This is a genomic window from Streptomyces sp. NPDC101234, from assembly GCF_044767525.1.
Lineage (GTDB): Bacteria > Actinomycetota > Actinomycetes > Streptomycetales > Streptomycetaceae > Streptomyces > Streptomyces sasae.
The window spans coordinates 13,309-39,446 of record NZ_JBIWOA010000001.1; the positions used below are offsets into that span (position 1 = coordinate 13,309).

The 26,138-nt window shown below is 68.0% G+C and carries 37 protein-coding genes; 34 read left to right on the forward strand and 3 right to left on the reverse strand.

The genetic code is table 11. From position 1 onward, the window contains the following. Positions 1–7: 7 nt before the first annotated feature. From rplB to truA, 27 genes are all read left to right on the forward strand, one after another. Complete coding sequence (rplB, locus tag ACIRR9_RS00055; protein ID WP_041665436.1) at positions 8–844, forward strand: 50S ribosomal protein L2; 837 nt, start codon at positions 8–10, stop codon at positions 842–844. 12 nt (positions 845–856) lie between these two features. Then, positions 857–1,138 carry a 30S ribosomal protein S19 gene (rpsS, locus tag ACIRR9_RS00060; RefSeq protein WP_003948639.1) on the forward strand — a complete coding sequence of 94 codons (282 nt, stop codon included), beginning with the start codon at positions 857–859 and terminating at the stop codon, positions 1,136–1,138. Between the two features lie 44 nt (positions 1,139–1,182). Beyond that, entirely contained in the window at positions 1,183–1,530 is a 348-nt protein-coding gene (gene rplV / locus ACIRR9_RS00065; protein WP_003974262.1) for a 50S ribosomal protein L22, read from the forward strand. Next, positions 1,530–2,354 (forward strand): 30S ribosomal protein S3, encoded by an 825-nt coding sequence (gene rpsC, locus ACIRR9_RS00070; protein WP_123974797.1) that lies wholly within the window; start codon positions 1,530–1,532, stop codon positions 2,352–2,354. Before rplV ends, rpsC begins: the two co-directional genes overlap by 1 nt. Before the next feature lie 5 nt (positions 2,355–2,359). Beyond that, entirely contained in the window at positions 2,360–2,779 is a 420-nt protein-coding gene (gene rplP, locus ACIRR9_RS00075) for a 50S ribosomal protein L16 (RefSeq protein WP_123974796.1), read from the forward strand. After that, positions 2,779–3,003, forward strand: coding sequence for a 50S ribosomal protein L29 (gene rpmC, locus ACIRR9_RS00080; RefSeq protein WP_030174543.1), 225 nt, complete (start codon positions 2,779–2,781; stop codon positions 3,001–3,003). The genes rplP and rpmC overlap by 1 nt, the downstream gene beginning before the upstream one ends. Then, the gene (gene rpsQ / locus ACIRR9_RS00085; protein ID WP_123974795.1) at positions 3,003–3,290 is read left to right on the forward strand and encodes a 30S ribosomal protein S17; all 288 of its coding nucleotides are present in this window, start codon (positions 3,003–3,005) and stop codon (positions 3,288–3,290) included. Before rpmC ends, rpsQ begins: the two co-directional genes overlap by 1 nt. A gap of 101 nt (positions 3,291–3,391) precedes the next feature. Beyond that, the gene (gene rplN, locus ACIRR9_RS00090) at positions 3,392–3,760 is read left to right on the forward strand and encodes a 50S ribosomal protein L14 (protein ID WP_003992364.1); all 369 of its coding nucleotides are present in this window, start codon (positions 3,392–3,394) and stop codon (positions 3,758–3,760) included. Between the two features lie 2 nt (positions 3,761–3,762). Beyond that, on the forward strand, positions 3,763–4,086 hold the full coding sequence (gene rplX / locus ACIRR9_RS00095; protein ID WP_030967306.1) for a 50S ribosomal protein L24: 324 nt from the start codon (positions 3,763–3,765) through the stop codon (positions 4,084–4,086). Continuing rightward, positions 4,086–4,643: a 50S ribosomal protein L5 gene (rplE, locus tag ACIRR9_RS00100; protein WP_123974794.1), complete on the forward strand. Its 558-nt coding sequence runs from the start codon at positions 4,086–4,088 to the stop codon at positions 4,641–4,643. Before rplX ends, rplE begins: the two co-directional genes overlap by 1 nt. Before the next feature lie 5 nt (positions 4,644–4,648). Beyond that, complete coding sequence (locus ACIRR9_RS00105) at positions 4,649–4,834, forward strand: type Z 30S ribosomal protein S14 (protein WP_003948630.1); 186 nt, start codon at positions 4,649–4,651, stop codon at positions 4,832–4,834. 214 nt (positions 4,835–5,048) lie between these two features. After that, complete coding sequence (gene rpsH, locus ACIRR9_RS00110; protein ID WP_089099428.1) at positions 5,049–5,447, forward strand: 30S ribosomal protein S8; 399 nt, start codon at positions 5,049–5,051, stop codon at positions 5,445–5,447. Positions 5,448–5,471: 24 nt separating this feature from the next. After that, positions 5,472–6,011: a 50S ribosomal protein L6 gene (gene rplF / locus ACIRR9_RS00115; protein WP_365341500.1), complete on the forward strand. Its 540-nt coding sequence runs from the start codon at positions 5,472–5,474 to the stop codon at positions 6,009–6,011. Between the two features lie 3 nt (positions 6,012–6,014). Beyond that, entirely contained in the window at positions 6,015–6,398 is a 384-nt protein-coding gene (gene rplR / locus ACIRR9_RS00120) for a 50S ribosomal protein L18 (protein ID WP_365341498.1), read from the forward strand. A 36-nt stretch (positions 6,399–6,434) separates the two neighbouring features. Next, positions 6,435–7,040, forward strand: coding sequence for a 30S ribosomal protein S5 (gene rpsE / locus ACIRR9_RS00125; RefSeq protein WP_015658456.1), 606 nt, complete (start codon positions 6,435–6,437; stop codon positions 7,038–7,040). After that, complete coding sequence (gene rpmD, locus ACIRR9_RS00130) at positions 7,040–7,222, forward strand: 50S ribosomal protein L30 (RefSeq protein WP_006376032.1); 183 nt, start codon at positions 7,040–7,042, stop codon at positions 7,220–7,222. Before rpsE ends, rpmD begins: the two co-directional genes overlap by 1 nt. A 2-nt stretch (positions 7,223–7,224) precedes the next feature. Then, on the forward strand, positions 7,225–7,680 hold the full coding sequence (gene rplO, locus ACIRR9_RS00135) for a 50S ribosomal protein L15 (RefSeq protein ID WP_123974791.1): 456 nt from the start codon (positions 7,225–7,227) through the stop codon (positions 7,678–7,680). A 188-nt stretch (positions 7,681–7,868) separates the two neighbouring features. Continuing rightward, a complete protein-coding gene (gene secY, locus ACIRR9_RS00140; RefSeq protein WP_403745915.1) occupies positions 7,869–9,182 on the forward strand; it encodes a preprotein translocase subunit SecY in 1,314 nt (437 codons plus the stop codon). Continuing rightward, a complete protein-coding gene (locus ACIRR9_RS00145) occupies positions 9,182–9,847 on the forward strand; it encodes an adenylate kinase (RefSeq protein WP_403745917.1) in 666 nt (221 codons plus the stop codon). Before secY ends, ACIRR9_RS00145 begins: the two co-directional genes overlap by 1 nt. A gap of 98 nt (positions 9,848–9,945) precedes the next feature. Then, a complete protein-coding gene (gene map, locus ACIRR9_RS00150) occupies positions 9,946–10,782 on the forward strand; it encodes a type I methionyl aminopeptidase (RefSeq protein ID WP_403745920.1) in 837 nt (278 codons plus the stop codon). Positions 10,783–11,035: 253 nt separating this feature from the next. Continuing rightward, positions 11,036–11,257: a translation initiation factor IF-1 gene (gene infA / locus ACIRR9_RS00155; protein WP_003948620.1), complete on the forward strand. Its 222-nt coding sequence runs from the start codon at positions 11,036–11,038 to the stop codon at positions 11,255–11,257. A gap of 61 nt (positions 11,258–11,318) precedes the next feature. Beyond that, positions 11,319–11,432, forward strand: coding sequence for a 50S ribosomal protein L36 (gene rpmJ / locus ACIRR9_RS00160; protein WP_003998809.1), 114 nt, complete (start codon positions 11,319–11,321; stop codon positions 11,430–11,432). 194 nt (positions 11,433–11,626) lie between these two features. After that, complete coding sequence (gene rpsM, locus ACIRR9_RS00165) at positions 11,627–12,007, forward strand: 30S ribosomal protein S13 (protein ID WP_031167100.1); 381 nt, start codon at positions 11,627–11,629, stop codon at positions 12,005–12,007. 70 nt (positions 12,008–12,077) lie between these two features. Next, on the forward strand, positions 12,078–12,482 hold the full coding sequence (gene rpsK / locus ACIRR9_RS00170; protein WP_003956432.1) for a 30S ribosomal protein S11: 405 nt from the start codon (positions 12,078–12,080) through the stop codon (positions 12,480–12,482). Positions 12,483–12,625: 143 nt separating this feature from the next. Further along, entirely contained in the window at positions 12,626–13,648 is a 1,023-nt protein-coding gene (locus ACIRR9_RS00175) for a DNA-directed RNA polymerase subunit alpha (RefSeq protein WP_019055532.1), read from the forward strand. A 192-nt stretch (positions 13,649–13,840) separates the two neighbouring features. Beyond that, positions 13,841–14,344 (forward strand): 50S ribosomal protein L17, encoded by a 504-nt coding sequence (gene rplQ / locus ACIRR9_RS00180; protein ID WP_384569871.1) that lies wholly within the window; start codon positions 13,841–13,843, stop codon positions 14,342–14,344. Between the two features lie 127 nt (positions 14,345–14,471). Continuing rightward, positions 14,472–15,329 carry a tRNA pseudouridine(38-40) synthase TruA gene (gene truA / locus ACIRR9_RS00185; RefSeq protein WP_384569874.1) on the forward strand — a complete coding sequence of 286 codons (858 nt, stop codon included), beginning with the start codon at positions 14,472–14,474 and terminating at the stop codon, positions 15,327–15,329. Positions 15,330–15,354: 25 nt separating this feature from the next. On the opposite strand, the gene ACIRR9_RS00190 is transcribed toward truA, so the two are convergent. Continuing rightward, on the reverse strand, positions 15,355–16,233 hold the full coding sequence (locus ACIRR9_RS00190) for a hypothetical protein (RefSeq protein WP_403745924.1): 879 nt from the start codon (positions 16,231–16,233) through the stop codon (positions 15,355–15,357). A 347-nt stretch (positions 16,234–16,580) separates the two neighbouring features. Here ACIRR9_RS00190 and rplM point away from each other — a divergent pair, with 347 nt between their 5' ends. The 3 genes from rplM (at position 16,581) to glmM (ending at position 19,148) form a co-directional block, all read left to right on the forward strand. Further along, on the forward strand, positions 16,581–17,024 hold the full coding sequence (gene rplM, locus ACIRR9_RS00195; RefSeq protein WP_123974783.1) for a 50S ribosomal protein L13: 444 nt from the start codon (positions 16,581–16,583) through the stop codon (positions 17,022–17,024). 42 nt (positions 17,025–17,066) lie between these two features. Continuing rightward, positions 17,067–17,579: a 30S ribosomal protein S9 gene (gene rpsI, locus ACIRR9_RS00200; protein WP_123974782.1), complete on the forward strand. Its 513-nt coding sequence runs from the start codon at positions 17,067–17,069 to the stop codon at positions 17,577–17,579. A gap of 210 nt (positions 17,580–17,789) precedes the next feature. After that, positions 17,790–19,148, forward strand: coding sequence for a phosphoglucosamine mutase (gene glmM / locus ACIRR9_RS00205; RefSeq protein WP_403745926.1), 1,359 nt, complete (start codon positions 17,790–17,792; stop codon positions 19,146–19,148). A 154-nt stretch (positions 19,149–19,302) separates the two neighbouring features. Here the strand turns inward: glmM and coaA are convergent, their stop codons facing one another. Further along, a complete protein-coding gene (coaA, locus tag ACIRR9_RS00210; RefSeq protein ID WP_403745929.1) occupies positions 19,303–20,292 on the reverse strand; it encodes a type I pantothenate kinase in 990 nt (329 codons plus the stop codon). A gap of 143 nt (positions 20,293–20,435) precedes the next feature. Continuing rightward, entirely contained in the window at positions 20,436–20,837 is a 402-nt protein-coding gene (locus ACIRR9_RS00215) for a hypothetical protein (protein ID WP_403745931.1), read from the reverse strand. A gap of 317 nt (positions 20,838–21,154) precedes the next feature. On the opposite strand from ACIRR9_RS00215, the gene glmS reads away from it, so the two are divergent. The 4 genes from glmS to ACIRR9_RS00235 all read left to right on the forward strand — a co-directional run bounded on the left by glmS (position 21,155) and on the right by ACIRR9_RS00235 (position 26,103). Beyond that, positions 21,155–23,002, forward strand: a complete 1,848-nt coding sequence (glmS, locus tag ACIRR9_RS00220; protein WP_403745934.1) for a glutamine--fructose-6-phosphate transaminase (isomerizing) — start codon at positions 21,155–21,157, stop codon at positions 23,000–23,002. A 16-nt stretch (positions 23,003–23,018) separates the two neighbouring features. Beyond that, positions 23,019–23,390: a holo-ACP synthase gene (locus tag ACIRR9_RS00225; protein ID WP_365341475.1), complete on the forward strand. Its 372-nt coding sequence runs from the start codon at positions 23,019–23,021 to the stop codon at positions 23,388–23,390. Between the two features lie 55 nt (positions 23,391–23,445). After that, positions 23,446–24,906, forward strand: a complete 1,461-nt coding sequence (locus ACIRR9_RS00230) for an NAD(P)H-hydrate dehydratase (protein ID WP_403745937.1) — start codon at positions 23,446–23,448, stop codon at positions 24,904–24,906. Between the two features lie 276 nt (positions 24,907–25,182). Next, a complete protein-coding gene (locus tag ACIRR9_RS00235; RefSeq protein ID WP_403745939.1) occupies positions 25,183–26,103 on the forward strand; it encodes a L,D-transpeptidase family protein in 921 nt (306 codons plus the stop codon). The last annotated feature ends 35 nt before the right edge of the window (positions 26,104–26,138 follow it).

A 26,138-nucleotide genomic window follows, 5' to 3' on the forward strand; every position in this document is an offset into this window, starting at 1 on the left:
CTGAGAAATGGGAATCCGCAAGTACAAGCCGACTACGCCGGGCCGTCGTGGCGCCAGCGTCGCCGACTTCGTCGAGGTCACGCGGTCCACGCCGGAGAAGTCGCTGGTCCGCCCCCTGCACAGCAAGGGCGGCCGTAACAACGCCGGTCGTGTGACCGTTCGCCACCAGGGTGGCGGACACAAGCGCGCCTACCGAGTGATCGACTTCCGTCGTCACGACAAGGACGGCGTGCCGGCGAAGGTCGCGCACATCGAGTACGACCCCAACCGCACCGCGCGCATCGCGCTGCTGCACTACGCGGACGGCGAGAAGCGCTACATCCTCGCCCCGCGCAACCTGCAGCAGGGCGACACCGTGGAGAACGGTCCCGGGGCCGACATCAAGCCGGGCAACAACCTGGCCCTCCGCAACATCCCGGTCGGTACCACGATCCACGCGATCGAGCTCCGTCCCGGTGGCGGCGCCAAGTTCGCCCGCTCCGCGGGTGCCTCGGTGCAGCTGCTCGCCCGTGAGGGCGCCATGGCGACCCTCCGTATGCCGTCCGGCGAGATCCGCATGGTGGACGCGCGCTGCCGCGCCACCGTCGGTGAGGTCGGCAACGCCGAGCAGTCGAACATCAACTGGGGCAAGGCCGGCCGCAAGCGGTGGCTGGGCGTTCGCCCGACCGTCCGTGGTGTCGTGATGAACCCGGTCGACCACCCGCACGGTGGTGGTGAGGGCCGGACCTCCGGTGGTCGTCACCCTGTGTCCCCGTGGGGCAAGAAGGAAGGCCGTACTCGTTCGCCCAAGAAGGCGTCGAACAAGTACATCGTCCGCCGCCGCAAGACGAACAAGAAGCGCTAAGGACGGGTTGAGATGCCGCGTAGCTTGAAGAAGGGGCCCTTCGTCGACGACCACCTGATCAAGAAGGTGGATGTCCAGAACGAAGCCGGCACCAAGAACGTCATCAAGACCTGGTCCCGTCGCTCGATGATCGTCCCGGCCATGCTCGGCCACACGATCGCGGTGCACAACGGCAAGACCCACATCCCGGTGTTCGTCACCGAGTCGATGGTCGGCCACAAGCTCGGCGAGTTCTCGCCGACCCGCACCTTCCGCGGCCACGTCAAGGACGACCGGAAGTCGAAGCGCCGCTAGTAGCGGATCGCATTCAGACACGTAAGTAACTGAGAGGGACAACCATGGAAGCCAGGGCCCAGGCGCGGTACATCCGCGTTACGCCCATGAAGGCCCGCCGCGTGGTGGACCTTATCCGTGGCATGGATGCCACGGAGGCTCAGGCTGTTCTGCGATTCGCTCCGCAGGCAGCCTCCGTGCCGGTCGGCAAGGTGCTCGACAGCGCCATCGCCAACGCCGCGCACAACTACGACCACACCGACGCCGACAGCCTCTTCATCTCCGAGGCGTACGTCGACGAGGGCCCGACCCTGAAGCGGTTCCGTCCGCGTGCCCAGGGCCGCGCCTACCGGATCCGCAAGCGGACCAGCCACATCACCGTGGTCGTCAGCAGCAAGGAAGGAACCCGGTAATGGGCCAGAAGGTTAACCCGCATGGGTTCCGGCTCGGTGTCACCACGGACTTCAAGTCCCGGTGGTACGCCGACAAGCTGTACAAGGACTACGTCAAGGAAGACGTCGCCATCCGTCGGATGATGACGTCCGGCATGGAGCGCGCCGGTATCTCGAAGGTTGAGATCGAGCGCACCCGTGACCGTGTGCGGGTGGACATCCACACCGCGCGTCCGGGCATCGTCATCGGCCGCCGTGGCGCCGAGGCCGACCGCATCCGCGGCGACCTCGAGAAGCTCACGGGCAAGCAGGTCCAGCTGAACATCCTCGAGGTCAAGAACCCCGAGACCGACGCTCAGCTGGTTGCCCAGGCCGTTGCCGAGCAGCTCTCCTCCCGCGTCTCCTTCCGCCGCGCCATGCGTAAGAGCATGCAGTCGGCGATGAAGGCCGGCGCCAAGGGCATCAAGATCCAGTGCGGTGGCCGCCTCGGCGGCGCCGAGATGTCCCGCTCGGAGTTCTACCGCGAGGGCCGTGTGCCCCTGCACACGCTCCGCGCGAACGTGGACTACGGCTTCTTCGAGGCCAAGACGACCTTCGGCCGTATCGGTGTGAAGGTCTGGATCTACAAGGGCGACGTCAAGAACATCGCCGAGGTCCGCGCCGAGAACGCTGCCGCCCGTGCGGGTAACCGCCCGGCCCGCGGTGGCGCCGCCGACCGTCCGGCCCGTGGTGGCCGCGGTGGCGAGCGGCGTGGTCGCAAGCCGCAGCAGGCTGCCGGCGCCGAGGCCCCCAAGGCCGAGGCCCCCGCCGCCGCTCCGGCTGAGAGCACCGGAACGGAGGCCTGACCGACATGCTGATCCCCCGTAGGGTCAAGCACCGCAAGCAGCACCACCCGGGACGCAGCGGCGCTGCCAAGGGTGGCACCTCGGTTGCGTTCGGCGAGTACGGCATCCAGGCGCTCACCCCGGCGTACGTGACGAACCGTCAGATCGAGGCCGCTCGTATCGCCATGACGCGTCACATCAAGCGTGGTGGCAAGGTCTGGATCAACATCTACCCGGACCGTCCCCTCACCAAGAAGCCCGCCGAGACCCGCATGGGTTCCGGTAAGGGTTCCCCGGAGTGGTGGATCGCCAACGTCAAGCCCGGACGCGTGATGTTCGAGCTGTCGTACCCCAACGAGAAGATCGCCCGTGAGGCCCTGACTCGCGCAGCCCACAAGCTGCCGATGAAGTGCCGGATCGTCAAGCGCGAGGCAGGTGAAGCGTGATGTCGGCCGGTACCAAGGCGTCCGAGCTGCGCGAGCTGGGCAACGAGGAGCTTCTGGGCAAGCTCCGCGAGGCCAAGGAAGAGCTGTTCAACCTCCGCTTCCAGGCGGCGACCGGGCAGCTTGAGAACCATGGCCGTCTGAAGGCGGTCCGCAAGGACATCGCGCGGATCTACACCCTGATGCGCGAGCGTGAGCTGGGCATCGAAACGGTGGAGAGCGCCTGATGAGCGAGAGCAACGTGACTGAGAACACTGCGGCGCGCGACAGCTTCCGCAAGACCCGTGAGGGTCTCGTCGTCAGCGACAAGATGGACAAGACCGTCGTCGTCGCCGTCGAGGACCGCGTCAAGCACGCGCTGTACGGCAAGGTCATCCGCCGTACGAACAAGCTCAAGGCGCACGACGAGCAGAACGCGGCCGGCGTCGGCGACCGGGTTCTCCTGATGGAGACCCGTCCGCTGTCGGCGACCAAGCGCTGGCGCGTCGTCGAGATCCTCGAGAAGGCCAAGTAAGTCTCCTGCGGGGCATCCCTCGCAGGACAGTTCCGCCAGGCTCGGCAGGGGTTCCGTAACCGGACCCCTGCCGGGAACCGGCAGACAAACAGGAGATAGACGTGATCCAGCAGGAGTCGCGACTGCGTGTCGCCGACAACACTGGTGCGAAGGAGATCCTTTGCATCCGTGTGCTCGGTGGCTCCGGTCGCCGCTACGCGGGCATCGGTGACGTCATCGTCGCCACCGTCAAGGACGCGATCCCCGGCGGCAACGTGAAGAAGGGTGACGTCATCAAGGCGGTCATCGTTCGCACCGTCAAGGAGCGCCGTCGTCCGGACGGCTCGTACATCCGCTTCGACGAGAACGCCGCTGTCATTCTCAAGAACGACGGCGACCCTCGTGGCACCCGTATCTTCGGCCCGGTCGGCCGTGAGCTGCGCGAGAAGAAGTTCATGAAGATCATCTCGCTGGCTCCGGAGGTGCTGTAAGCATGAAGATCAAGAAGGGCGACCTGGTCCAGGTCATCACCGGTAAGGACAAGGGCAAGCAGGGCAAGGTCATCGCGGCCTACCCCCGCGAGGACCGGGTCCTGGTCGAGGGTGTCAACCGGGTCAAGAAGCACACCAAGGCCGGTCCGACCGCTCGCGGTTCGCAGGCCGGCGGCATCGTCACGACCGAGGCGCCCGTCCACGTCTCCAACGTCCAGCTGGTCGTTGAGAAGGACGGCAACAAGGTCGTCACGCGTGTCGGTTACCGCTTCGACGACGAAGGCAACAAGATCCGCGTTGCCAAGCGGACGGGTGAGGACATCTGATGGCTACCACCACTGCTCCGCGTCTGAAGCTGAAGTACCGCGAGGAGATCGCGGGCAAGATGCGTGACGAGTTCAAGTACGAGAACGTCATGCAGATCCCCGGCCTCGTCAAGATCGTGGTCAACATGGGTGTCGGCGACGCCGCCCGTGACTCGAAGCTGATCGAGGGCGCGATCCGCGACCTGACCACCATCACCGGTCAGAAGCCGCAGGTCACCAAGGCTCGCAAGTCCATCGCGCAGTTCAAGCTGCGTGAGGGTCAGCCGATCGGTGCCCACGTCACGCTCCGTGGCGACCGCATGTGGGAGTTCCTGGACCGCACCCTGTCGCTCGCGCTGCCGCGCATCCGCGACTTCCGTGGTCTGTCCCCCAAGCAGTTCGACGGCCGTGGCAACTACACCTTCGGTCTCACGGAGCAGGTCATGTTCCACGAGATCGACCAGGACAAGATCGACCGTACCCGGGGCATGGACATCACCGTGGTCACCACGGCGACCAACGACGCTGAGGGCCGCGCGCTCCTTCGTCACCTCGGCTTCCCGTTCAAGGAGGCGTGAGCGAGATGGCGAAGAAGGCTCTGATTGCCAAGGCTGCTCGCAAGCCCAAGTTCGGTGTGCGTGGCTACACGCGCTGCCAGCGCTGCGGCCGTCCGCACTCCGTGTACCGCAAGTTCGGCCTCTGCCGCGTGTGCCTTCGTGAGATGGCTCACCGTGGCGAGCTGCCGGGCGTGACCAAGAGCTCCTGGTAATCCCCGCTTTTAGGGATTTCAGAGGCTCTCGGTAAGCAATGGGCGTGTCAGGCGCCCTCCTCTTCATGGCTTAGGCTTGGAGGGTTGGGCGCCTGACGGTCGCCCGTACGACTTACTACGCCGTAGGTCCACCGCGCCGCACCCGTCCCGTCTCGGATCGGGGAGAGGGATGGCGCACCAGGAAACCCCGGCGAGAGAGGCCGAAGGCCAATTCATGACCATGACTGATCCGATCGCAGACATGCTTACGCGTCTGCGGAACGCGAACTCGGCATACCACGACTCCGTGACGATGCCGGCGTCCAAGATCAAGTCTCACATCGCGGAGATCCTCCAGCAGGAGGGCTTCATCACGGGCTGGAAGGTCGAGGACGCCGAGGTCGGCAAGAACCTCGTCCTGGACCTGAAGTTCGGTCCCAACCGTGAGCGCTCCATCGCGGGCATCAAGCGGATCTCCAAGCCCGGTCTCCGGGTGTACGCGAAGTCCACCTCCCTGCCGAAGGTGCTGGGCGGCCTCGGCGTGGCGATCATCTCCACGTCGCACGGGCTCCTCACCGACAAGCAGGCCGGCAAGAAGGGCGTGGGTGGGGAAGTCCTCGCCTACGTCTGGTAGCAGAAGGGAACGGAGGAAACAGCTATGTCGCGTATCGGCAAGCTCCCCATCGCGGTTCCCGCCGGCGTGGACGTCACCATCGACGGCCGCACGGTGCAGGTCAAGGGCCCCAAGGGCGAGCTGACCCACACCATCGTGGCTCCGATCGACATCGCCAAGGGCGAGGACGGCACTCTTGCGGTGACCCGCCCCAACGACGAGCGTCAGAGCAAGGCCCTGCACGGCCTGTCCCGCACGCTGGTGGCGAACATGATCACCGGCGTGACCCAGGGTTACGTGAAGAAGCTCGAAATCAGCGGTGTCGGTTACCGCGTGACCGCCAAGGGTGCGAACCTCGAGTTCGCGCTCGGTTACAGCCACCCGATCGTGGTCGAGGCCCCCGAGGGCATCACCTTCAAGGTCGAGGCTCCGACCCGTTTCTCGGTCGAGGGCATCGACAAGCAGAAGGTCGGCGAGGTCGCGGCCAACATCCGCAAGCTGCGCAAGCCCGACCCGTACAAGGCCAAGGGCGTCAAGTACGAGGGCGAAGTCATCCGCCGCAAGGTCGGAAAGGCGGGTAAGTAAGCCATGGCATACGGGCAGAAGATCCTCAAGGGCGACGCCTACAAGCGCGCCGCGATCAAGCGCCGTCACATCCGGATCCGCAAGAACCTTTCCGGTACGGCGGAGCGTCCCCGTCTGGTCGTGACCCGCTCCAACCGCCACATCGTGGCGCAGGTGATCGACGACCTGAAGGGCCACACCCTGGCTTCCGCGTCCACCCTGGACGTGTCGGTCCGTGGTGGCGAGGGCGACAAGTCCACGCAGGCCAAGCAGGTCGGCGCCCTGGTCGCCGAGCGTGCCAAGGCCGCCGGTGTCGAGGCCGTGGTGTTCGACCGTGGTGGTAACCAGTACGCCGGCCGCATCGCGGCTCTGGCGGACGCCGCCCGCGAGGCCGGGCTCAAGTTCTGAGCCGCTTGTAGCTAGCGGAAAGAGAGAGGTAATCCAATGGCTGGACCCCAGCGCCGCGGTGGCGGTGCCGGTGGCGGCGAGCGGCGGGACCGGAAGGGCCGTGACGGCGGCGCTGCTGCCGCCGAGAAGACCGCGTACGTTGAGCGCGTTGTCGCGATCAACCGCGTCGCCAAGGTTGTGAAGGGTGGTCGTCGCTTCAGCTTCACCGCGCTGGTCGTGGTGGGCGACGGTGACGGCACCGTGGGTGTCGGTTACGGCAAGGCCAAGGAGGTGCCGGCCGCCATCGCCAAGGGCGTTGAGGAGGCCAAGAAGCACTTCTTCAAGGTCCCGCGTATCCAGGGCACCATCCCGCACCCGATCCAGGGTGAGAAGGCTGCCGGCGTCGTGCTGCTCAAGCCCGCGTCCCCGGGTACCGGTGTTATCGCCGGTGGTCCGGTGCGTGCCGTGCTCGAGTGCGCCGGTATCCACGACATCCTGTCGAAGTCGCTCGGCTCCGACAACGCGATCAACATCGTGCACGCGACCGTGGAGGCCCTGAAGGGCCTGCAGCGTCCGGAGGAGGTCGCGGCCCGCCGCGGTCTGCCTCTCGAGGACGTCGCCCCCGCGGCTCTGCTTCGTGCGCGTGCGGGAGCGGGTGCGTAATGGCTCGCCTCAAGGTCACGCAGACGAAGTCGTACATCGGTAGCAAGCAGAACCACCGTGACACCCTGCGGTCCCTCGGTCTCAAGGGGATCAACACCGTGGTCGTCAAGGAGGACCGCCCCGAGTTCCGCGGCATGGTGCACACCGTCCGCCACCTCGTGACGGTTGAGGAGGTCGACTGATCATGGCGGAGAGCAACCCGCTCAAGATCCACAACCTCCGTCCGGCCCCCGGCGCCAAGACCGCCAAGACCCGTGTCGGTCGTGGTGAGGCGTCGAAGGGTAAGACGGCCGGTCGTGGTACCAAGGGTACGAAGGCCCGTTACCAGGTTCCGGAGCGCTTCGAGGGTGGGCAGATGCCCCTCCACATGCGCCTTCCGAAGCTGAAGGGCTTCAAGAACCCGTTCAAGACCGAGTTCCAGGTCGTGAACCTCGACAAGCTGGCCGCGCTGTACCCGGAGGGTGGCGAGGTCACCGTCGAGGGTCTCGTCGCCAAGGGTGCCGTTCGCAAGAACAGCCTCGTCAAGGTCCTCGGCCAGGGTGAGGTCTCCGTGGCGCTGCAGGTGACGGTCGACGCCGTCTCCGGCTCCGCCAAGGAGAAGATCACCGCCGCCGGCGGCACTGTCACCGAGCTCGTCTGATTTTTTCGGACGTCTCGATGACGTAAGCAACTCCCGACCGGGGATACCTCACAATGGGGTATCCCCGGTTGGTCGTTCCTAGGGGGGCAGTGCGGCCGGTAAGGTGGCCAGCACTGTTCTTTTTCCCATTCGTCGAACCTCAAGACCGTCACCCTTGACGCTGTTGCGCGGGGGTCGCAGGAGGCACCGTGCTCACCGCGTTCGCCCGGGCGTTCAGGACGCCCGACCTGCGCAAGAAGCTGTTCTTCACGCTGGCCATCATCGTGGTCTACCGGGTCGGCACCCACATCCCGATCCCCGGCGTCAACTACAAAGCCGTCCAGACGTGTGTGAACGAGGCCTCCGGCAACCAGGGCCTGTTCGGTCTCGTCAACATGTTCAGCGGCGGCGCGCTGCTCCAGATCACGATCTTCGCGCTCGGCATCATGCCGTACATCACGGCGAGCATCATCCTTCAGCTGCTGACGGTGGTCATCCCGCGTCTGGAAGCCCTGAAGAAGGAGGGCCAGGCGGGTACGGCGAAGATCACGCAGTACACCCGTTACCTGACGGTGGCGCTCGCCATCCTGCAGGGCACCGGCCTGGTGGCCACCGCCCGCAGCGGCGCCCTCTTCTCCGGCTGCACGGTCGCCTCCAGCATCGTCCCGGACCAGGCGATCTTCACCACCATCACGATGGTCATCTGCATGACCGCCGGTACGGCCGTCGTCATGTGGCTGGGCGAGCTCATCACCGACCGCGGCATCGGCAACGGCATGTCGATCCTGATGTTCATCTCGATCGCCGCCACCTTCCCGTCCGCGCTGTGGAGCATCAAGAAGTCGGGCACCCTGGCCGGCGGCTGGATCGAGTTCGGCTCGGTCATCGCGGTCGGTCTGGTCATGGTCGCGCTGGTGGTCTTCGTCGAGCAGGCTCAGCGCCGCATCCCGGTGCAGTACGCGAAGCGCATGATCGGCCGCCGCTCCTACGGCGGCACGTCCACGTACATCCCGCTCAAGGTGAACCAGGCCGGTGTGATCCCGGTCATCTTCGCCTCGTCGCTGCTGTACATTCCCGCGCTCGTGGCGCAGTTCGCCGGTGGGAACTCGGGCTGGAAGACCTGGATCAGCCAGAACCTGACCAAGGGTGACCACCCGATTTACATCGTTTCGTACTTCTTGCTGATCGTTTTCTTTGCGTTCTTCTATGTCGCTATCTCCTTCAACCCCGAGGAAGTAGCCGACAACATGAAGAAGTATGGTGGCTTCATCCCGGGCATCCGGGCTGGCCGACCGACCGCTGAGTACCTGTCGTACGTGCTCAACCGGATCACCTGGCCGGGTTCGCTGTATCTGGGGCTGATCGCTCTCGTGCCGACGATGGCGTTGGTGGGCTTTGGGGCGAGCAACAACTTCCCGTTCGGTGGCACCAGCATCCTGATCATCGTGGGTGTGGGCCTGGAAACGGTGAAGCAGATCGAGAGCCAGCTCCAGCAGCGCAATTACGAAGGGTTCCTCCGCTGATGCGAATCGTCCTCGTCGGGCCGCCTGGCGCCGGTAAGGGAACGCAAGCCGTTCGCCTTGCCAAGGAGCTGAAGATCCCGCACATCTCCACGGGCGACCTGTTCCGCGCCAACATCAGCCAGCAGACGGAGCTCGGGAAGCTCGCGAAGTCCTACATGGACGCCGGCAACCTCGTCCCCGACGAGGTCACCATCGCCATGGCCAAGGACCGCATGGAGCAGCAGGACGCTGTCAACGGCTTCCTCCTGGACGGTTTCCCGCGCAACGTCTCGCAGGCCGAGGCGCTGGACGAGCTGCTGAAGACCGAGAAGATCAAGCTGGACGCCGTACTCGACCTCGAAGTCCCCGAGGACGAGGTCGTCAAGCGGATCGCGGGCCGCCGGCTGTGCCGCAAGGACAACAGCCACGTCTTCCACGTGACCTACAGCCCGCCGAAGGTCGAGGGCGTCTGCGACGTCTGCGGCGGCGAGCTCTACCAGCGCGACGACGACTCCGAGGACACCGTCCGTACGCGGCTGGAGGTCTACCACACGCAGACCGAGCCCATCATCGACTACTACAAGACGCAGGGCCTGGTCGCGACGATCTCCGCTCTGGGTCCGGTGGACGAGGTCACCAAGCGCGCGCTGGACGCGCTGGGGCGTGACGGGGACGACGAGAAGTAGTTTTCCAGCGGTTCCGGCCGCGGTACCCCCCTCGGGTGCCGCGGCCGTACTGTTGTGTAGTTGACGTTGACGTGAGTGACGGAGAGCGCAGGCCACCCATGGTGCAGATCAAGACGCCCGAGCAGATCGCCAAGATGCGTGCGGCGGGCCTGGTCGTCGCGGCCATCCACGCGGCGACGCGCGAGGCCGCGGTCCCCGGCGCCAGCACCAAGGACCTGGACGAGGTGGCCCGCAAGGTCCTCGCCGAGCACGGCGCCAAGTCGAACTTCCTCGGCTACGGCGGCTTCCCCGCCACCATCTGCACCTCCGTCAACGACGTGGTGGTCCACGGCATCCCCTCCGAGGACGTCGTTCTCAAGGACGGCGACATCATCTCCATCGACTGCGGTGCGATCGTCGACGGCTGGCACGGCGACGCGGCCTACACGGCGTTCGTGGGCTCCGGTCACGCTCCGGAGCTGATCGAGCTCTCCCGGGTCACCGAGGAGTCGATGTGGGCCGGTATCGCGGCGATGAAGCAGGGCAGCCGACTCGTCGACGTCTCCCGGGCGATCGAGACGTACATCCGCCGGCAGCCGAAGCCGGGCGGCGGCAAGTACGGGATCATCGAGGACTACGGCGGTCACGGCATCGGCACCGAGATGCACATGGACCCGCACCTGCTGAACTACGTCGACCGGCGGCGCGGGAAGGGGCCGAAGCTGGTTCCCGGTTTCTGCCTGGCCATCGAGCCGATGGTGTCGCTGGGGACGCCGCGCACGGAGGTCCTGTCGGACGACTGGACCGTGATCACCACGGACGGTACATGGTCGTCGCACTGGGAGCACAGTGTTGCGCTGACCGAGGCTGGGCCCTTGGTGCTCACCTCTCCTGACGGGGGTAAGGCCAAGCTGGCCGAGCTCGGGATCACGGCTGCGCCGGATCCGCTGGGCTGAGCACCGTTTTGACGCGCGGCCCCGGTGGGGGCTGGTCGCGCAGTTCCCCGCGCCTCTGACGGGGCGCTGCAGACGGGGCGCTCCCCATAATGGGCGCTTAATGATCTGTGCTCTTGGGCAGGATTTCTCGATTCGTCTTTCCGGGTGCGCTGACGTAGACTGACTCGTCGGCTCTCGTGCACCCGCATGTCCGCATGCGCCCGCAAGGGACAGTGCGGGAGTCGATCAAGGTAGTCGATTCGAAGGGCGAAGCGTGGCCAAGAAGCAAGGTGCCATCGAGATCGAGGGCACTGTCGTCGAGTCTCTTCCGAACGCCATGTTCAAGGTCGAGCTCCAGAACGGCCACCAGGTCCTGGCACACATCAGCGGCAAGATGCGTATGCACTACATCCGCATCCTCCCTGACGACCGGGTCGTGGTGGAGCTGTCTCCGTACGACCTGACGCGTGGCCGGATCGTCTACCGCTACAAGTAGATCTTGCCCAGGTCCCGTGTGAGCGGGGCTGCCGGCAACTGACCCGGAGAACCTCAATCCCATGAAGGTCAAGCCGAGCGTCAAGAAGATCTGCGACAAGTGCAGGGTGATCCGCCGTCACGGTCGGGTCATGGTCATTTGCGAGAACCCGCGCCACAAGCAGCGCCAGGGCTGACGCACGACCATTCCCTCTGCATCGACATCGCAGAGTTTCGCGCGACGCGAGCTGAATTTGTTCATACGCAGGACCCAGGCGCCGAAGGTGCCTGACACCCCCGGTTCGGAGGCCGGGGACCCAGTTCGTACCTGGTACGGCGGCTGGGAACCGGTCCCTGTGGAAGACCTCCGAAGATCACCAGGAGCCATTGAATGGCACGCGTTTCCGGTGTTGACATCCCGCGCGAAAAGCGCGTGGAGGTCGCCCTCACCTATGTGTTCGGCATCGGCCGGACCCTTTCGCAGCAGACGCTGGCGGAGACGGGCATCGACCCGAACACCCGTGTTCGTGACCTGACCGAAGAGCAGCTGGTCGCGATCCGCGAGTACGTCGACAACAACATCAAGACCGAGGGTGACCTCCGTCGCGAGATCCAGGCCGACATCCGCCGCAAGGTCGAGATCGGCTGCTACCAGGGTCTCCGTCACCGTCGCGGCCTGCCCGTCCGCGGTCAGCGCACCAGCACCAACGCCCGCACCCGCAAGGGCCCGCGTCGCGCCATCGCCGGCAAGAAGAAGCCGGGCAAGAAGTAGTCCTCAGCGGACAACGCTTCATCAGCGGTCTTCGCTGTAGGACCGACCACCTCCCCGTAGGAGTTTGTAGATGCCCCCCAAGGGTCGTCAGGGCGCTGCCAAGAAGGTGCGCCGCAAGGAAAAGAAGAACGTCGCTCACGGCCACGCGCACATCAAGAGCACGTTCAACAACACGATCGTCTCGATCACGGACCCGTCCGGCAACGTGATCTCCTGGGCCTCCGCCGGCCACGTCGGCTTCAAGGGCTCCCGGAAGTCCACGCCGTTCGCCGCGCAGATGGCCGCCGAGTCGGCTGCCCGCCGCGCCCAGGAGCACGGCATGCGCAAGGTCGACGTGTTCGTCAAGGGCCCGGGTTCCGGTCGTGAGACCGCGATCCGCTCCCTGCAGGCCACGGGCCTCGAGGTCGGCTCCATCCAGGACGTCACCCCGACCCCGCACAACGGCTGCCGTCCGCCGAAGCGTCGCCGCGTCTGACGCACGGCTGGCTTTCAGGGTCCGGGCGGTCGGCTCCGTAAGGGGCCTGCCGCCCGTACCCTTGCAGTACCCGCACTCCTACGGGTGCGGTTCCGTCGGGCGTCAAATAGCGGGCGTCCACGAAAGAAGGATCTGATCCACACATGCTGATCGCTCAGCGCCCCTCGTTGACCGAAGAGGTCGTCGATGAGTTCCGCTCCCGGTTCGTGATCGAGCCGCTGGAGCCGGGCTTCGGCTACACCCTCGGCAACTCCCTTCGCCGTACCCTCCTGTCCTCGATCCCCGGCGCGGCTGTCACGTCGATCCGGATCGACGGCGTGCTGCACGAGTTCACCACCGTGCCGGGCGTCAAGGAGGACGTCACCGACCTGATCCTCAACATCAAGCAGCTGGTCGTCTCCTCGGAGCACGACGAGCCGGTCGTGATGTACCTGCGCAAGCAGGGGCCGGGTCTGGTCACCGCCGCCGACATCGCGCCGCCGGCCGGTGTCGAGGTGCACAACCCCGATCTGGTCCTCGCCACGCTCAACGGCAAGGGCAAGCTGGAGATGGAGCTGACGGTCGAGCGTGGCCGCGGTTATGTCTCCGCCGTGCAGAACAAGCAGGTGGGCCAGGAGATCGGCCGTATCCCGGTCGACTCCATCTACTCGCCGGTGCTGAAGGTCACGTACAAGGTCGAGGCGACCCGTGTCGAGCAGCGCACCGACTTCGACAAGCTGATCGTCGACGTCGAGACGAAGCAGGCGATGCGTCCGCGTGACGCCATGGCCTCGGCCGGCAAGACCCTGGTCGAGCTGTTCGGTCTCGCCCGCGAGCTGAACATCGACGCCGAGGGCATCGACATGGGCCCGTCCCCGACGGACGCCGCCCTCGCCGCCGACCTGGCGCTGCCGATCGAGGAGCTGGAGCTCACCGTTCGGTCGTACAACTGCCTCAAGCGTGAGGGCATCCACTCCGTGGGTGAGCTCGTGGCGCGCTCCGAGGCGGACCTCCTGGACATCCGCAACTTCGGTGCGAAGTCCATCGACGAGGTCAAGGCGAAGCTGGCCGGCATGGGCCTGGCCCTCAAGGACAGCCCGCCCGGATTCGACCCCACGGCTGCGGCGGACGCCTTTGGCGCCGACGACGACGTGGATGCGGGGTTCGTCGAGACCGAGCAGTACTGAGCGCTCCGCGAGGAGGCCGGTTCTGCGGCTGCGGGGCCCGCTGTGGCTGGTCGCGCAGTTCCCCGCGCCCCTTACGGGGCGTGGACCCTCCGGGCGTCTGAAAAGGCGCCCGGATCTCCGACAGACAACCGTCTGCTCGGATACTGACTCCGGTACCTGATACGGCCGGGGCAGACACACAGGAGAAGAACAATGCCGAAGCCCACCAAGGGTGCCCGTCTGGGCGGCAGCGCCGCGCACGAGAAGCTGCTCCTCGCGAACCTGGCGAAGAGCCTCTTCGAGCACGGCCGCATCACCACCACCGAGGCGAAGGCCCGCCGCCTGCGCCCGTACGCCGAGCGTCTGGTCACCAAGGCGAAGAAGGGCGACCTTCACAACCGCCGTCAGGTGCTCCAGGTGATCACGGACAAGAGCATCGTCCACACGCTCTTCACCGAGATCGGCCCGCGCTACGAGAACCGTCCGGGTGGCTACACCCGTATCACCAAGATCGGTAACCGCCGTGGCGACAACGCGCCCATGGCTGTCATCGAGCTGGTCGAGGCGCTGACGGTGGCGCAGCAGGCGACCGGTGAGGCCGAGGCCGCGACGAAGCGTGCGGTCAAGGAGGCCGAGGAGGCCAAGGTCGAGGAGACCAAGGCCGACGAGGTCGTCGAGGACGCGGCGCCGGAGGCCGAGGAGCCGAAGGAGGCGTAAGGCCGTCCTTTGGCTGCCGGTCCGTCGTGGCCGGTCGCGCAGTTCCCGCGCCCCCTACGGGGCGCATGAGCGGGTCCGTTCCCTTCGAGGGGCGGGCCCGCTTTTCTTTACCTGAGAGGATCTCCGTGTGAGTGACGAAGTTCAGCCCGGTTACGTCCGTGTCCGTCTCGACCTGTCGTACGACGGGACCGATTTCCACGGCTGGGCCAAGCAGGCCGGCGGGAAGCGGACCGTGCAGGGGGAGATCGAGGACGCGCTTCGTACGGTGACCCGTACCAGGGACACGACCTACGAGCTGACCGTGGCCGGACGCACCGACGCGGGTGTGCACGCCCGCGGGCAGGTCGCGCACGTGGACCTGCCCGCCGGGCTGTGGGCGGAGCACCGCGAGAAGCTGCTGAAGCGGCTCGCCGGGCGGCTTGCGAAGGACGTCCGGGTGTGGTCCCTCACGGAGGCTCCGGCAGGCTTCAACGCCCGTTTCTCGGCCGTCTGGCGCCGCTACGCGTACCGCGTGACCGACAACCCCGGCGGTGTCGACCCGCTGCTCCGCAACCACGTCCTGTGGCACGACTGGCCCCTGGACGTGGCGGCCATGAACGAGGCGGCGGCGCGGCTGGTGGGCGAGCACGACTTCGCCGCCTACTGCAAGCGGCGAGAGGGGGCCACGACCATCCGCACCCTCCAGGAGCTGAGCCTGGAGCGGGGGGCGGACGGCGTCGTCACGGCGACCGTGCGGGCCGACGCCTTCTGCCACAACATGGTGCGGTCCCTGATCGGCGCGCTGCTGTTCGTGGGGGACGGGCACCGGGGTCCCGAGTGGCCCGGGAAGGTGCTGGCCGCGGGTGTCAGGGACTCGGCCGTGCACGTCGTACGGCCGCACGGGCTGACCCTGGAAGAGGTCGGCTACCCGGCGGACGAGCTGCTCGCGGCGCGCAACAAGGAAGCGCGCAACAAGCGGTCGCTCCCGTCCGCCGGCTGCTGCTGAGCGTCCCGTCGGGGGCGCGGGCGCATCACTGGTTCGCGGCCGCCGACGCCTGGGCCTCGCCGCGCCTGCGGATCTGGCGGAAGGTGAACTCGGCCAGGTCGTCGCCGGTCTGGAAGACCTTCGTGTCCTTGGTGGTGACGTCCTTGCCGTTCTGGAAGCCGGCGGTGGTGAAGTAGGCGTAGCGGCCGTAGGAATTGACCGTCGTACGGCAGACACCCGAGTCGCAGAAGGACTTGACGCCCGCGCCCGCGAGCGAGGTGACGAAGCCCTTCTTGTCGGCCTCGGTCTTGGCCTTCGTGGCCTGGGCCTCGGTGTTGAAGACGGCCACGCCGACCGTCACCGCCACGCCGTCCTTGGAGTAGGTGACCCGCAGCATGCGCGTGCAGTTGTTCTTGGTGAGGACGCCGCCGAGGGTGCCCTTGGAGACCGACGCACAGTTCTTGGTGTCGGCCGTCGCACCCTTCTTGTAGACCGTCGCGCCCATGGTCAGCTGGGTGCCCGGGAAGAGGGTCTCAGCGCTCAGCGGAGCCGTGTCCTTCTGCACGCTGGATATGAACTCCTTCGGGTCCAGCGGCGGCGGCGCGCTGGTCGGCGCGAAGGACGGCGCCGAGTCGGCCGAGTCGCTGGGCAGCGAGGCGCTCGCGGGCAGGTTCGAGGGCGTGCCGGAGGCGTTGTTGTCGCCGTTCGCGGACACCACGGCCATGGCGACGGCCGTGCCGATCGCCAGCGTGGCGACCGCGCCGCCGCCGATGAACAGCACTCTGCGCCGCTTGTTCCGCGTTTCCGAGGCATCCGCGAGCGCGGCCCAGTCCGGGGTCGGCCCGGAGCTGTCGCGCCAAGGCTGCTGCGACTGCGGTTTCCAGGGATCCCACTGGGACTGAGGTCCCCCCTGCCCATAGCTCATGGGGCGCATCTTAGACGGGCGAAGGGGGGTGCCGGTGCGACAGTACGAACGGTGATAGTGGACCTTTGGGGCACAGGGGAGCATCCCGGTACCGCCGTGCGCCTTCGATGTCCCGGGAGTGTCGCCGAGGGCTCGTTTTGACCCGCCCGGGGGCGTCCCGGTACGCTGACTCTTCGTTGTGTATTGGCTCGCTCATTCTCACGGGAGTGGCCTCTACCTAGGTTCCCTGGAGCAGTTACCAGTGGGCGGCATACGGGCAGCGTCCCCGGCATTGTCGTCCCCAGCTGCACGATCGCTTCAGTGATGCCATGTGTCAGCACCCATCCACTGAAGAAGAAGGCTGCGAAGTGCGTACGTACAGCCCCAAGCCCGGCGATGTGACTCGCCAGTGGCATGTCATCGACGCTCAGGACATCGTCCTGGGCCGTCTCGCCACCACCGCCGCGTCCCTTCTCCGCGGCAAGCACAAGCCGATCTACGCGCCCCACGTCGACACCGGTGACTTCGTCATCATCATCAACGCCGACAAGGTGCACCTGTCCGGCAACAAGCGGACCCAGAAGATGGCGTACCGCCACTCCGGCTACCCGGGTGGTCTGCGCTCCGTCCGTTACGACGAGCTGCTCGACAAGAACCCCGAGAAGGCCATCGAGAAGGCCGTCAAGGGCATGCTCCCCAAGAACACCCTGGGCCGTCAGATGCTTTCCAAGCTGAAGGTCTACCGAGGCGAGAACCACCCCCACGCTGCTCAGCAGCCGGTTCCGTTCGAGATCACCCAGGTCGCGCAGTAGTTCCGGCCACCCCCTAAGACTGAAGAGAATCTGAGGAGCATCGTGGCCGAGACCACTGCCGAGCAGCCGCTCGAAGAGCTTGACATCGACAGCTACACCACGGAGTCGGACGTCCCCGTCGAGGGCGAGTACACCTCCGAGTCCCTCGCGTCCCGCTTCGGCGACCCGCAGCCGGCCGCCGGCCTGGGCCGTCGCAAGAACGCCATCGCCCGCGTCCGGATCGTCCCGGGCACCGGCAAGTGGAAGATCAACGGTCGCACCCTCGAGGACTACTTCCCGAACAAGGTGCACCAGCAGGAAGTCAACGAGCCCTTCAAGGTGCTCGAGCTCGAAGGCCGCTACGACGTCATCGCCCGCATCGCCGGTGGCGGTGTCTCCGGCCAGGCCGGTGCGCTCCGTCTCGGTGTCGCCCGCGCGCTGAACGAGGCCGACGTCGACAACAACCGCGGCCCGCTCAAGAAGGCCGGCTTCCTCCGCCGCGACGACCGTGCGGTCGAGCGCAAGAAGGCCGGTCTGAAGAAGGCCCGTAAGGCCCCGCAGTACAGCAAGCGTTAATCGCCAGCTGCCTGCTCGTACGCATACGGGTCCCACTGGCCCGGAACGTACTCCGAACGCCCCGGCGGCACGCCACATGTGCCGTCGGGGCGTTCGTTTATCCCGGCCAAGGGCGTATAACGACACAAGACGCTCAAAGGCTGGTGTGATCGCATCACAAAGCGCCTGCCATCATGTCCTGGCAGCAAGGACGCTTCCTCAGGAGGACAAGTGGGACGACTCTTCGGCACGGACGGCGTGCGCGGTGTCGCCAACGCGGACCTGACCGCCGAGATGGCGCTCGGCCTGTCCGTCGCGGCGGCGCACGTGCTGGCCGAGGCGGGCACGTTCGAGGGCCACCGGCCTACGGCGGTCGTCGGACGGGATCCGCGCGCGTCCGGGGAGTTCCTGGAAGCGGCCGTGGTCGCGGGCCTCGCGAGCGCGGGCGTGGACGTACTGACCGTCGGCGTCCTCCCGACGCCCGCCGTCGCCCACCTCACCGGCGCGCTCGGCGCCGACCTCGGCGTCATGCTCTCCGCCAGCCACAACGCCATGCCCGACAACGGCATCAAGTTCCTCGCCCGTGGCGGGCACAAGCTCGACGACGAGCTGGAGGAGAAGATCGAGGCCGTGTACGAGTCCCACCGGCACGGCGAGCCCTGGGAGCGCCCCACCGGCGCGGGCGTCGGCCGGGTGCGGTCGTACGACGCGGGGGCCGAGCAGTACATCGCCCATCTGCTCGCCGTCCTCCCCAACCGGCTCGAAGGCCTGAAGATCGTCCTGGACGAAGCGCACGGCGCGGCCGCGGGGGTCTCGCCGGAGGCGTTCCGCCGGGCCGGTGCCGAGGTCGTCACCATCGGCGCGGAGCCGGACGGCCTCAACATCAACGCCGGCTGCGGGTCGACCCACCTCGGCCCGCTGAAGGCCGCGGTCGTCGAGCACGGGGCCGACTTCGGCATCGCGCACGACGGGGACGCGGACCGCTGCCTGGCCGTGGACCACTCCGGCGAGGAGGTCGACGGCGACCAGATCATGGCCGTCCTGGCCCTGGCCATGCGCGAGCGGGGTGCGCTGCGCGCCGACACCGTCGTGGCCACCGTCATGTCCAACCTCGGCTTCAAGCTGGCGCTGGAGCGGGAGGGGCTGCACCTCGTCCAGACCGCGGTCGGTGACCGGTACGTCCTGGAGGAGATGAAGGAGCACGGCTACGCCCTCGGCGGCGAGCAGTCCGGCCACGTCATCATCCTCGACCACGCGACGACGGGCGACGGCACGCTGACCGGGCTGCTGCTGGCGGCGCGGGTCGCGCAGACCGGGAAGTCCCTGCGGGAGCTGGCCGGTGTGATGGAGCGGCTGCCGCAGGTGCTGATCAACGTGCCGGACGTCGACAGGACGCGGGTGAAGACCTCGGCGGACCTGGCGGCGGCGGTGGCCGAGGCGGAGCGGGAGCTGGGGGAGACGGGGCGTGTGCTGCTCCGCCCTTCGGGGACCGAGCCGTTGGTGCGGGTGATGGTGGAGGCCGCGGACATCGAGCAGGCGCGGTCGGTGGCGGGGCGGCTGGCTGACGCCGTCAAGTCCGCTTTGGGGTAACGCCGTTCCGGGTTCGGGGTGCCGGGGAAGGTGCGTCGCGGGCTGACGGTTCGTCATGGCCGGTCGCGCAGTTCCTCCCCCAGCCTTCGGCCGGGGGTACCCCCAGCGCCCCTTACGGGGCGCTCCAGCTGAGGGGCGCCCCCGCTGAGGGGCGCTACAGCTTGCGCAGCCTCAGGCGCTGGACCTTGTGGTCCGGGCCCTTTCTGAGGACCAGGGTGGCGCGGCCCCGGGTCGGGGCGATGTTCTCCACCAGGTTGGGCTTGTTGATGGTGCGCCAGAGGCCGCGGGCGTAGTCCACGGCCTCCTCCTCCGACACCTGGGTGTACTTCCTGAAGTACGAGTCGGGGTCCTGGAAGGCGGTCTGCCGCAGCTTCCTGAAGCGGTTGAGGTACCAGTTCTCGATGTCCTCAGCGCTCGCGTCGACATACACGCTGAAGTCGAAGTAGTCCGCGAGGCCGACCCGGGTGCGGCCGTCGCTGCCGGGCATGGCGGGCTGCAGGACGTTGAGGCCCTCGACGATCAGGATGTCCGGGCGGCGGACCGTGAGCTTGCGGTCCGGGACGATGTCGTAGATGAGATGCGAGTAGACGGGGGCGGTGACCTCGTCCTTGCCGGCCTTGATGTCGGCGACGAAACGGGTCAGGGCCCGGCGGTCGTACGACTCGGGGAACCCCTTGCGGGACATCAGCCCGCGGGCTTCGAGCTCCTTGGTGGGGAGCAGGAAACCGTCGGTGGTGACCAGCTCGACACGCGGATGCTCGGGCCAGCGGGAGAGCAGGGCCTGCAGGAGCCGGGAGACCGTGGACTTGCCGCAGGCCACCGAGCCGGCGACGCCTATCACGAACGGGGTGCCGGACTGCGAGCCCTGTTCGCCGAGGAAGGTGTTCAGGGCGCCTCTGAGGCCGTCCGTGGCACCGACGTACAGATTGAGCAGCCGGGAGAGCGGGAGATAGATGTCCCGCACCTCGTCGAGGTCGATGACGTCGCCGAGGCCACGCAGCTTCTCGACCTCCTCGGCGGTGAGCGGCAGCGGCGTCTTGTCGCGCAGCGCACTCCACTCGGAGCGGGTGAGGTCGACGTAGGGAGTCGCCTCCGGCCTGTGCCGGTGGGCGCTCCGGGAGATCGAGGAGACCGGAGAGATCACATTCCATTGTTAACGGAGTTTGAACGGGATGGCGGGTGGGGTCCGTCACGTGGGCCCCGGACCGCCCCGCGGCGGTGCCGGCTCCGCGCCGACGACCTGCGTGATCGAGGACTCCGGCAGCGCGGAGGCGCACGCCGCTCTCCTCACTCCGCCCGGGGCCCTCGGCCCTTGCCGGCCGGCCCGGCTCCGGAAGAGCTGCGCAGGGCGATGCTTCTGCTCGCCATCTGCGCGAGCGACTTGGCGCGCACGACAAAGATCTCCGGGTAGTCCATCCGAGCGGTCACCTGCGGTGGATAGAGCTCGGAATCGACGTACTGGACGAACGCGTCACGCAACGCGGTCAGGACATTCGTCTGATCGGGCTCGGGAAGTTCCCCGATGAACACATGGCCCGACGCGATACCCGCGGTGACATCTCGCTTCGCCTGATCGTCCGCCACATACCGGAGAACGAAGGCGGCCACATCGTCGAAAAGGGCGGAAGTGGCGAACCAGTCGAGGTCCTCCCCCGATTCGCTGGAGGGAAATGACACGAGCTTTGTCATCGCTTCCTTTCCTTTCCGTCGTGGAACGTGATGGGCGCGGCGGCGTCGGCCCCGGTCGGCGGCCGGTGCGCGCCCGCCCGCATGGTCATGTGCAGGGCAAGCGCGCGTAATGCTATGTAGCCGATTCCGTGGTCGGGCAACCGATTTCGCTCCGGGTACCGCACACGGAATGGCGTGAAGTCGCGCACGGAGCGGGCGTATGGCGGAAAGCCGCCGACGGTGGTGTGAGGACGGCCCGGTTCTGACCTCGGTATAATTTCCGATTTCGGGCACGCTGCGCCGTGTTGGGGTGCGGTCCGGCACTTAGGCTGCCGCCCATGTGCGGAATCGTGGGATACGTGGGGGCGCAGTCGGCGCTCGATGTGGTGGTCGCCGGGCTCAAGCGGCTGGAGTACCGGGGTTACGACTCGGCCGGTGTCGCCGTGCTCGCGGACGGCGGGCTGGCCTCGGCGAAGAAGGCCGGGAAGCTGGTCAATCTGGAGAAGGAACTGCTGGAACGACCGCTGCCGACCGGATCCACCGGTATCGGGCACACCCGCTGGGCCACCCATGGCGGGCCGACGGACGCCAACGCGCATCCGCACCTCGACAACGCGGGCCGGGTCGCCGTCGTCCACAACGGGATCATCGAGAACTTCGCCGCGCTGCGCGCCGAGTTGGCGGAGCGCGGGCACGACCTGGCGTCCGAGACGGACACCGAGGTCGTCGCACATCTGCTCGCCGAGGAGTTCTCCGCCACCGCCGATCTCGCCGAGGCGATGCGGCTGGTGTGCCGGCGTCTCGACGGCGCGTTCACGCTGGTCGCGGCGCACGCCGACGAACCGGACGTGGTCGTGGGCGCGCGCCGGAACTCCCCGCTCGTGGTGGGCGTTGGGGAGGGCGAGGCCTTTCTCGCCTCGGACGTCGCCGCGTTCATCGCCCACACGCGGTCGGCGATCGAGCTGGGCCAGGACCAGGTGGTGGAGCTGCGCCGGGACGGCGTGACCGTCACGGGCTTCGACGGCGCCCCGGCGGACGTCCGTTCGTACCACGTCGACTGGGACGCGTCGGCCGCGGAAAAGGGGGGTTATGACTACTTCATGCTCAAGGAGATCGCCGAGCAGCCCAAGGCGGTCGCCGATACGCTCCTGGGCCGCATCGACGCGAACGGCTCACTGAAGCTCGACGAGGTCCGGATCGGCGCCGCCGAGCTGCGCGAGGTCGACAAGGTGGTCATCGTCGCGTGCGGTACGGCCTTCCACGCCGGCCTGATCGCCAAGTACGCCATCGAGCACTGGACGCGCATCCCGTGCGAGGTGGAGCTGGCCAGCGAGTTCCGCTACCGCGACCCGATCCTGGACTCGCGCTCGCTCGTCATCGCCATCTCCCAGTCCGGCGAGACCATGGACACCCTGATGGCGCTGCGGCACGCCCGCGAGCAGGGCTCCAAGGTGCTGGCCATCTGCAACACCAACGGCTCGACGATCCCGCGCGAGTCGGACGCGGTGCTGTACACCCACGCCGGCCCGGAGGTGGCGGTCGCCTCCACCAAGGCGTTCCTCACCCAGCTGGTCGCCTGCTATCTGGTGGCCCTCTACCTCGGCCAGGTCCGGGGCACCAAGTGGGGCGACGAGATCAGTGCCGTGATCCGGGACCTGTCCCAGATCTCCGGCGAGGTCGACCGGGTCCTGGAGACCATGGAACCGGTACGGGCGCTGGCCCGCTCCCTGGCCGACAAGAAGACGGTGCTGTTCCTCGGCCGGCACGTCGGCTACCCGGTGGCCCTCGAAGGCGCCCTGAAGCTCAAGGAACTGGCGTACATGCACGCCGAGGGCTTCGCGGCGGGCGAGCTGAAGCACGGTCCGATCGCGCTGATCGAGGAGGACCTGCCGGTGGTGGTCGTGGTCCCGTCCCCGCGGGGCCGCTCGGTCCTGCACGACAAGATCGTCTCCAATATCCAGGAGATCCGGGCCCGCGGCGCCCGCACCATCGTGATCGCGGAGGAGGGCGACGAAGCGGTCGTCCCCTACGCCGACCACCTGATCAGCATCCCGGCCATCCCGACCCTCCTGCAGCCCCTCGTCGCGACGGTTCCGCTCCAGGTCTTCGCCTGCGAACTGGCCACCGCCCGGGGCAACGAGGTGGACCAGCCGCGCAACCTGGCGAAGTCGGTCACCGTGGAGTGACCTTAGGGTGCTGACCATGAGCATCATCGGGGTCGGAATCGACGTTGCCGAGATCGACCGGTTCCGGGAGTCGCTGGAGCGTACTCCCGGGCTCGCCGGGCGGCTCTTCGTGGAGCGGGAGTTGTGGTTGCCGAGCGGCGAGCGGCGCGGTGTCGCCTCGCTCGCGGCGCGGTTCGCGGCGAAGGAGGCGCTGGCCAAGGCGCTGGGTGCGCCGCCCGGACTGCTCTGGACGGACGCGGAGGTGCTCGTCGAGGACAGCGGGCGGCCACGGCTGCGGGTGAAGGGCAGCGTGGCCGCGTGCGCGGCGGAACTCGGGGTGCGGTCCTGGCATGTGTCGCTCAGTCACGACGCGGGCGTGGCGTCGGCGGTGGTGATCGCGGAGGGGTGACCCCCGGGGCCGTCGGCGGATGCGCGTCCCGTGGGTTCCGGGGGAGACTCGGGGCATGCGGACTGCTTACAGCGTGGAGACGGTACGGGCGGCCGAGCGGGAGCTGATGGCACGGCTGCCGGAGGGGGCGCTGATGCAGCGGGCCGCCGCCGGGCTGGCCGCCGCCTGCGCCGACTTGCTCGGACGGGTGTACGGCAGCCGGGTGGTGCTGCTCGTCGGCAGCGGGGACAACGGCGGGGACGCGCTGTACGCCGGGGCGCGGCTGGCGAGGCGAGGGGCGGGGGTCGCGGCCGTGCTGCTCGCGCCGGAGCGTACGCACGGGGGCGGACTCGCGGCGCTGCGCCGGGCGGGCGGGAGGGTCGTGGCGGCCGATTCTCCGCTCGCCGCCGAGGAGTTGGTCCTGCGGGCCGATCTCGTCGTCGACGGGATCGTGGGGATCGGCGGCAAGGGCGGGCTGCGGCCCGAGGCGGCCGCGCTGGTCGCGGTCGTGGAGCGGTCGCGGGCCGCCGTCGTCGCCGTGGACCTGCCGAGCGGGGTCGAGGCGGACAGCGGCGAGGTGCGGGGCGCGGCCGTACGGGCCGACCTCACCGTCACCTTCGGGACGCACAAGCCGGGGCTGCTGATCGACCCCGCGCGGGAGTACGCCGGTTCGGTACGGCTGGTCGACATCGGCCTCGAGCTGCCCGAGGAGGCCGGGCTGGAGGCGTTGCAGGACGTGGACGTGGCCCGGCTGCTGCCGGCGCCGTCGGCGGAGAGCGACAAGTACCGGCGGGGGGTGGTCGGGATCGCGGCCGGGTCGGCGCGCTATCCGGGGGCGGCCGTGCTCGCGGTCGCGGGGGCGTTGCGGGGCGGGGCGGGCGCCGTGCGCTACGTCGGGCCCGCCGGGGACGAGGTGCTGGCCCGTTTTCCCGAGACGCTGGTGTCGGATGGGGGGCCGCGGAAGGCCGGACGGGTGCAGGCGTGGGTGGTCGGACCGGGGGTCGGCGACGACGCCGACGCCGTCGCCGAGGTGCTGGCGGAGGAGGTGCCGGTGCTGGTCGACGCGGACGGGCTGCGGCTGGCCGGCCGGGACGTGGTGCGCGGGCGTACGGCGCCCACGCTGATGACGCCTCACGCCGGGGAGGCCGCGGCGCTGTTGGGGGTACGGCGTGAGGAGGTCGAGGCCGGGCGGCTCGCGGCGGTGCGGGAGCTGGCGGCGGCCTATCGGGCGACGGTGCTGCTGAAGGGGTCGACGACGCTGGTGGCGGAGCCGGGGGGAGAGGTGGCCGTACGGGTGAACGCGACGGGGACGCCGTGGCTCGCCACCGCCGGGAGCGGGGATGTGCTGTCGGGGCTGGCGGGGTCGCTGCTGGCGTCGGGGTTGGACGGGCGGGACGCGGGGAGTGTGGCCGCGTATCTGCACGGGCTCGCGGGGCGGTTCGCGGCGGAGGGGGCGCCGACGGTTGCGCACGCGGTCGCTGAGCGGCTGGGGTCGGCTTGGCGGGGGGTTTTCCCACCCACCCACCCGACTCGGTAGGCCGAGAGGTCACCCTGTGGGAGGCGGTGGTGGTTCGGCTGCGGGTGGGTGGGGGCTGGGCGCGCAGTTCCCCGTGCCCCTACGGGGCGCTTCCTCGGTAGGCCGAGGAGTCACCCTGCGGGAGGCGGTCGTGGTTCGGCTGCGGGTGCGTGGGGGGCTGGGCGCGCAGTTCCCCGCGCCCCTGGCGGGGCGCTTCGGCTCGGGCGCGTGCATCCCTCGGGTGACCTCGCCGCGCGGCTTCGCGGAATCGTTGGGTGTGCGGGGTTGTCTGATCGCATGATTAGTGGACGAATCGTGCGTGATCGGGGTGGTGCGGCTCGCGGTGTCGCGGTCGGGCTCGTCGCCGTCGTGAGCGTGCTCTCCCTCGGCGCCGGAAGCGTCGCCGCCGACACCGTTCCCGAACCCCCCGCCGCCATCCCCGAGTCGGACCTGGTGCCCGGCGTCGCGCCGGGGCCCGCGCAGCCCTGGCAGATCGACACCCCCGACCAGGCGCTGCCGCCGAAGGTGTACACGCCCAGCGCCGAGGAGGACGCCGTCGAGCCCAAGGCGGCGCTGCCGGGGACGTACGACCTCATCGAGTACGTGCCGCTCAGCGACGCCGCCTCCAAGGTGAGCTGCTCCAAGCAGACCGGGCCGTATCAGAAGCAGATCGAGCAGTGGCTGAAGCTGAAGGTGGACGGCAGGCAGTCCGCGTCCGACTGCAAGGCCATCCAGAAGTTCCAGACGCAGCACAGGATCAAGCCGGCGATCGGGTTCGCCGGCCCTGTGACCTGGTACCAGATGATGCTCCTCTCGGCGAAGAAGAACCCGAACGCCAAGAAGAACTGCCCCGTGAAGTCGTACAAGGTCGCCTGCGTGGATCTCAACCGGCAGGTCACCTGGGTGCAGAAGGGCGACAAGGTCGTCTTCGGACCGGTGCCCATGCGGAGCGGGCGCAAGGGGTACGCGACCCGGGCCGGGTGGCACTCCGTCTACTGGCGGCACAAGAACCACTGGTCCACGCTGTACAACTCGCCCATGCCGTACGCCCAGTTCTTCGACGGCGGACAGGCCTTCCACGCCGTGTACGGCTCCATCTACACCACCGTCGGCTCCTGGGGCTGTGTGAACCTCGAGCTCGGCGACGCGAAGAAGCTGTGGGACGTGCTGAAGAAGGGCGACAAGGTCTACGTGTGGGGCCACCGTACGGGTACCTGAGGTGTCCGGGCCCACTGCCGGCCCGGTACCGGGGG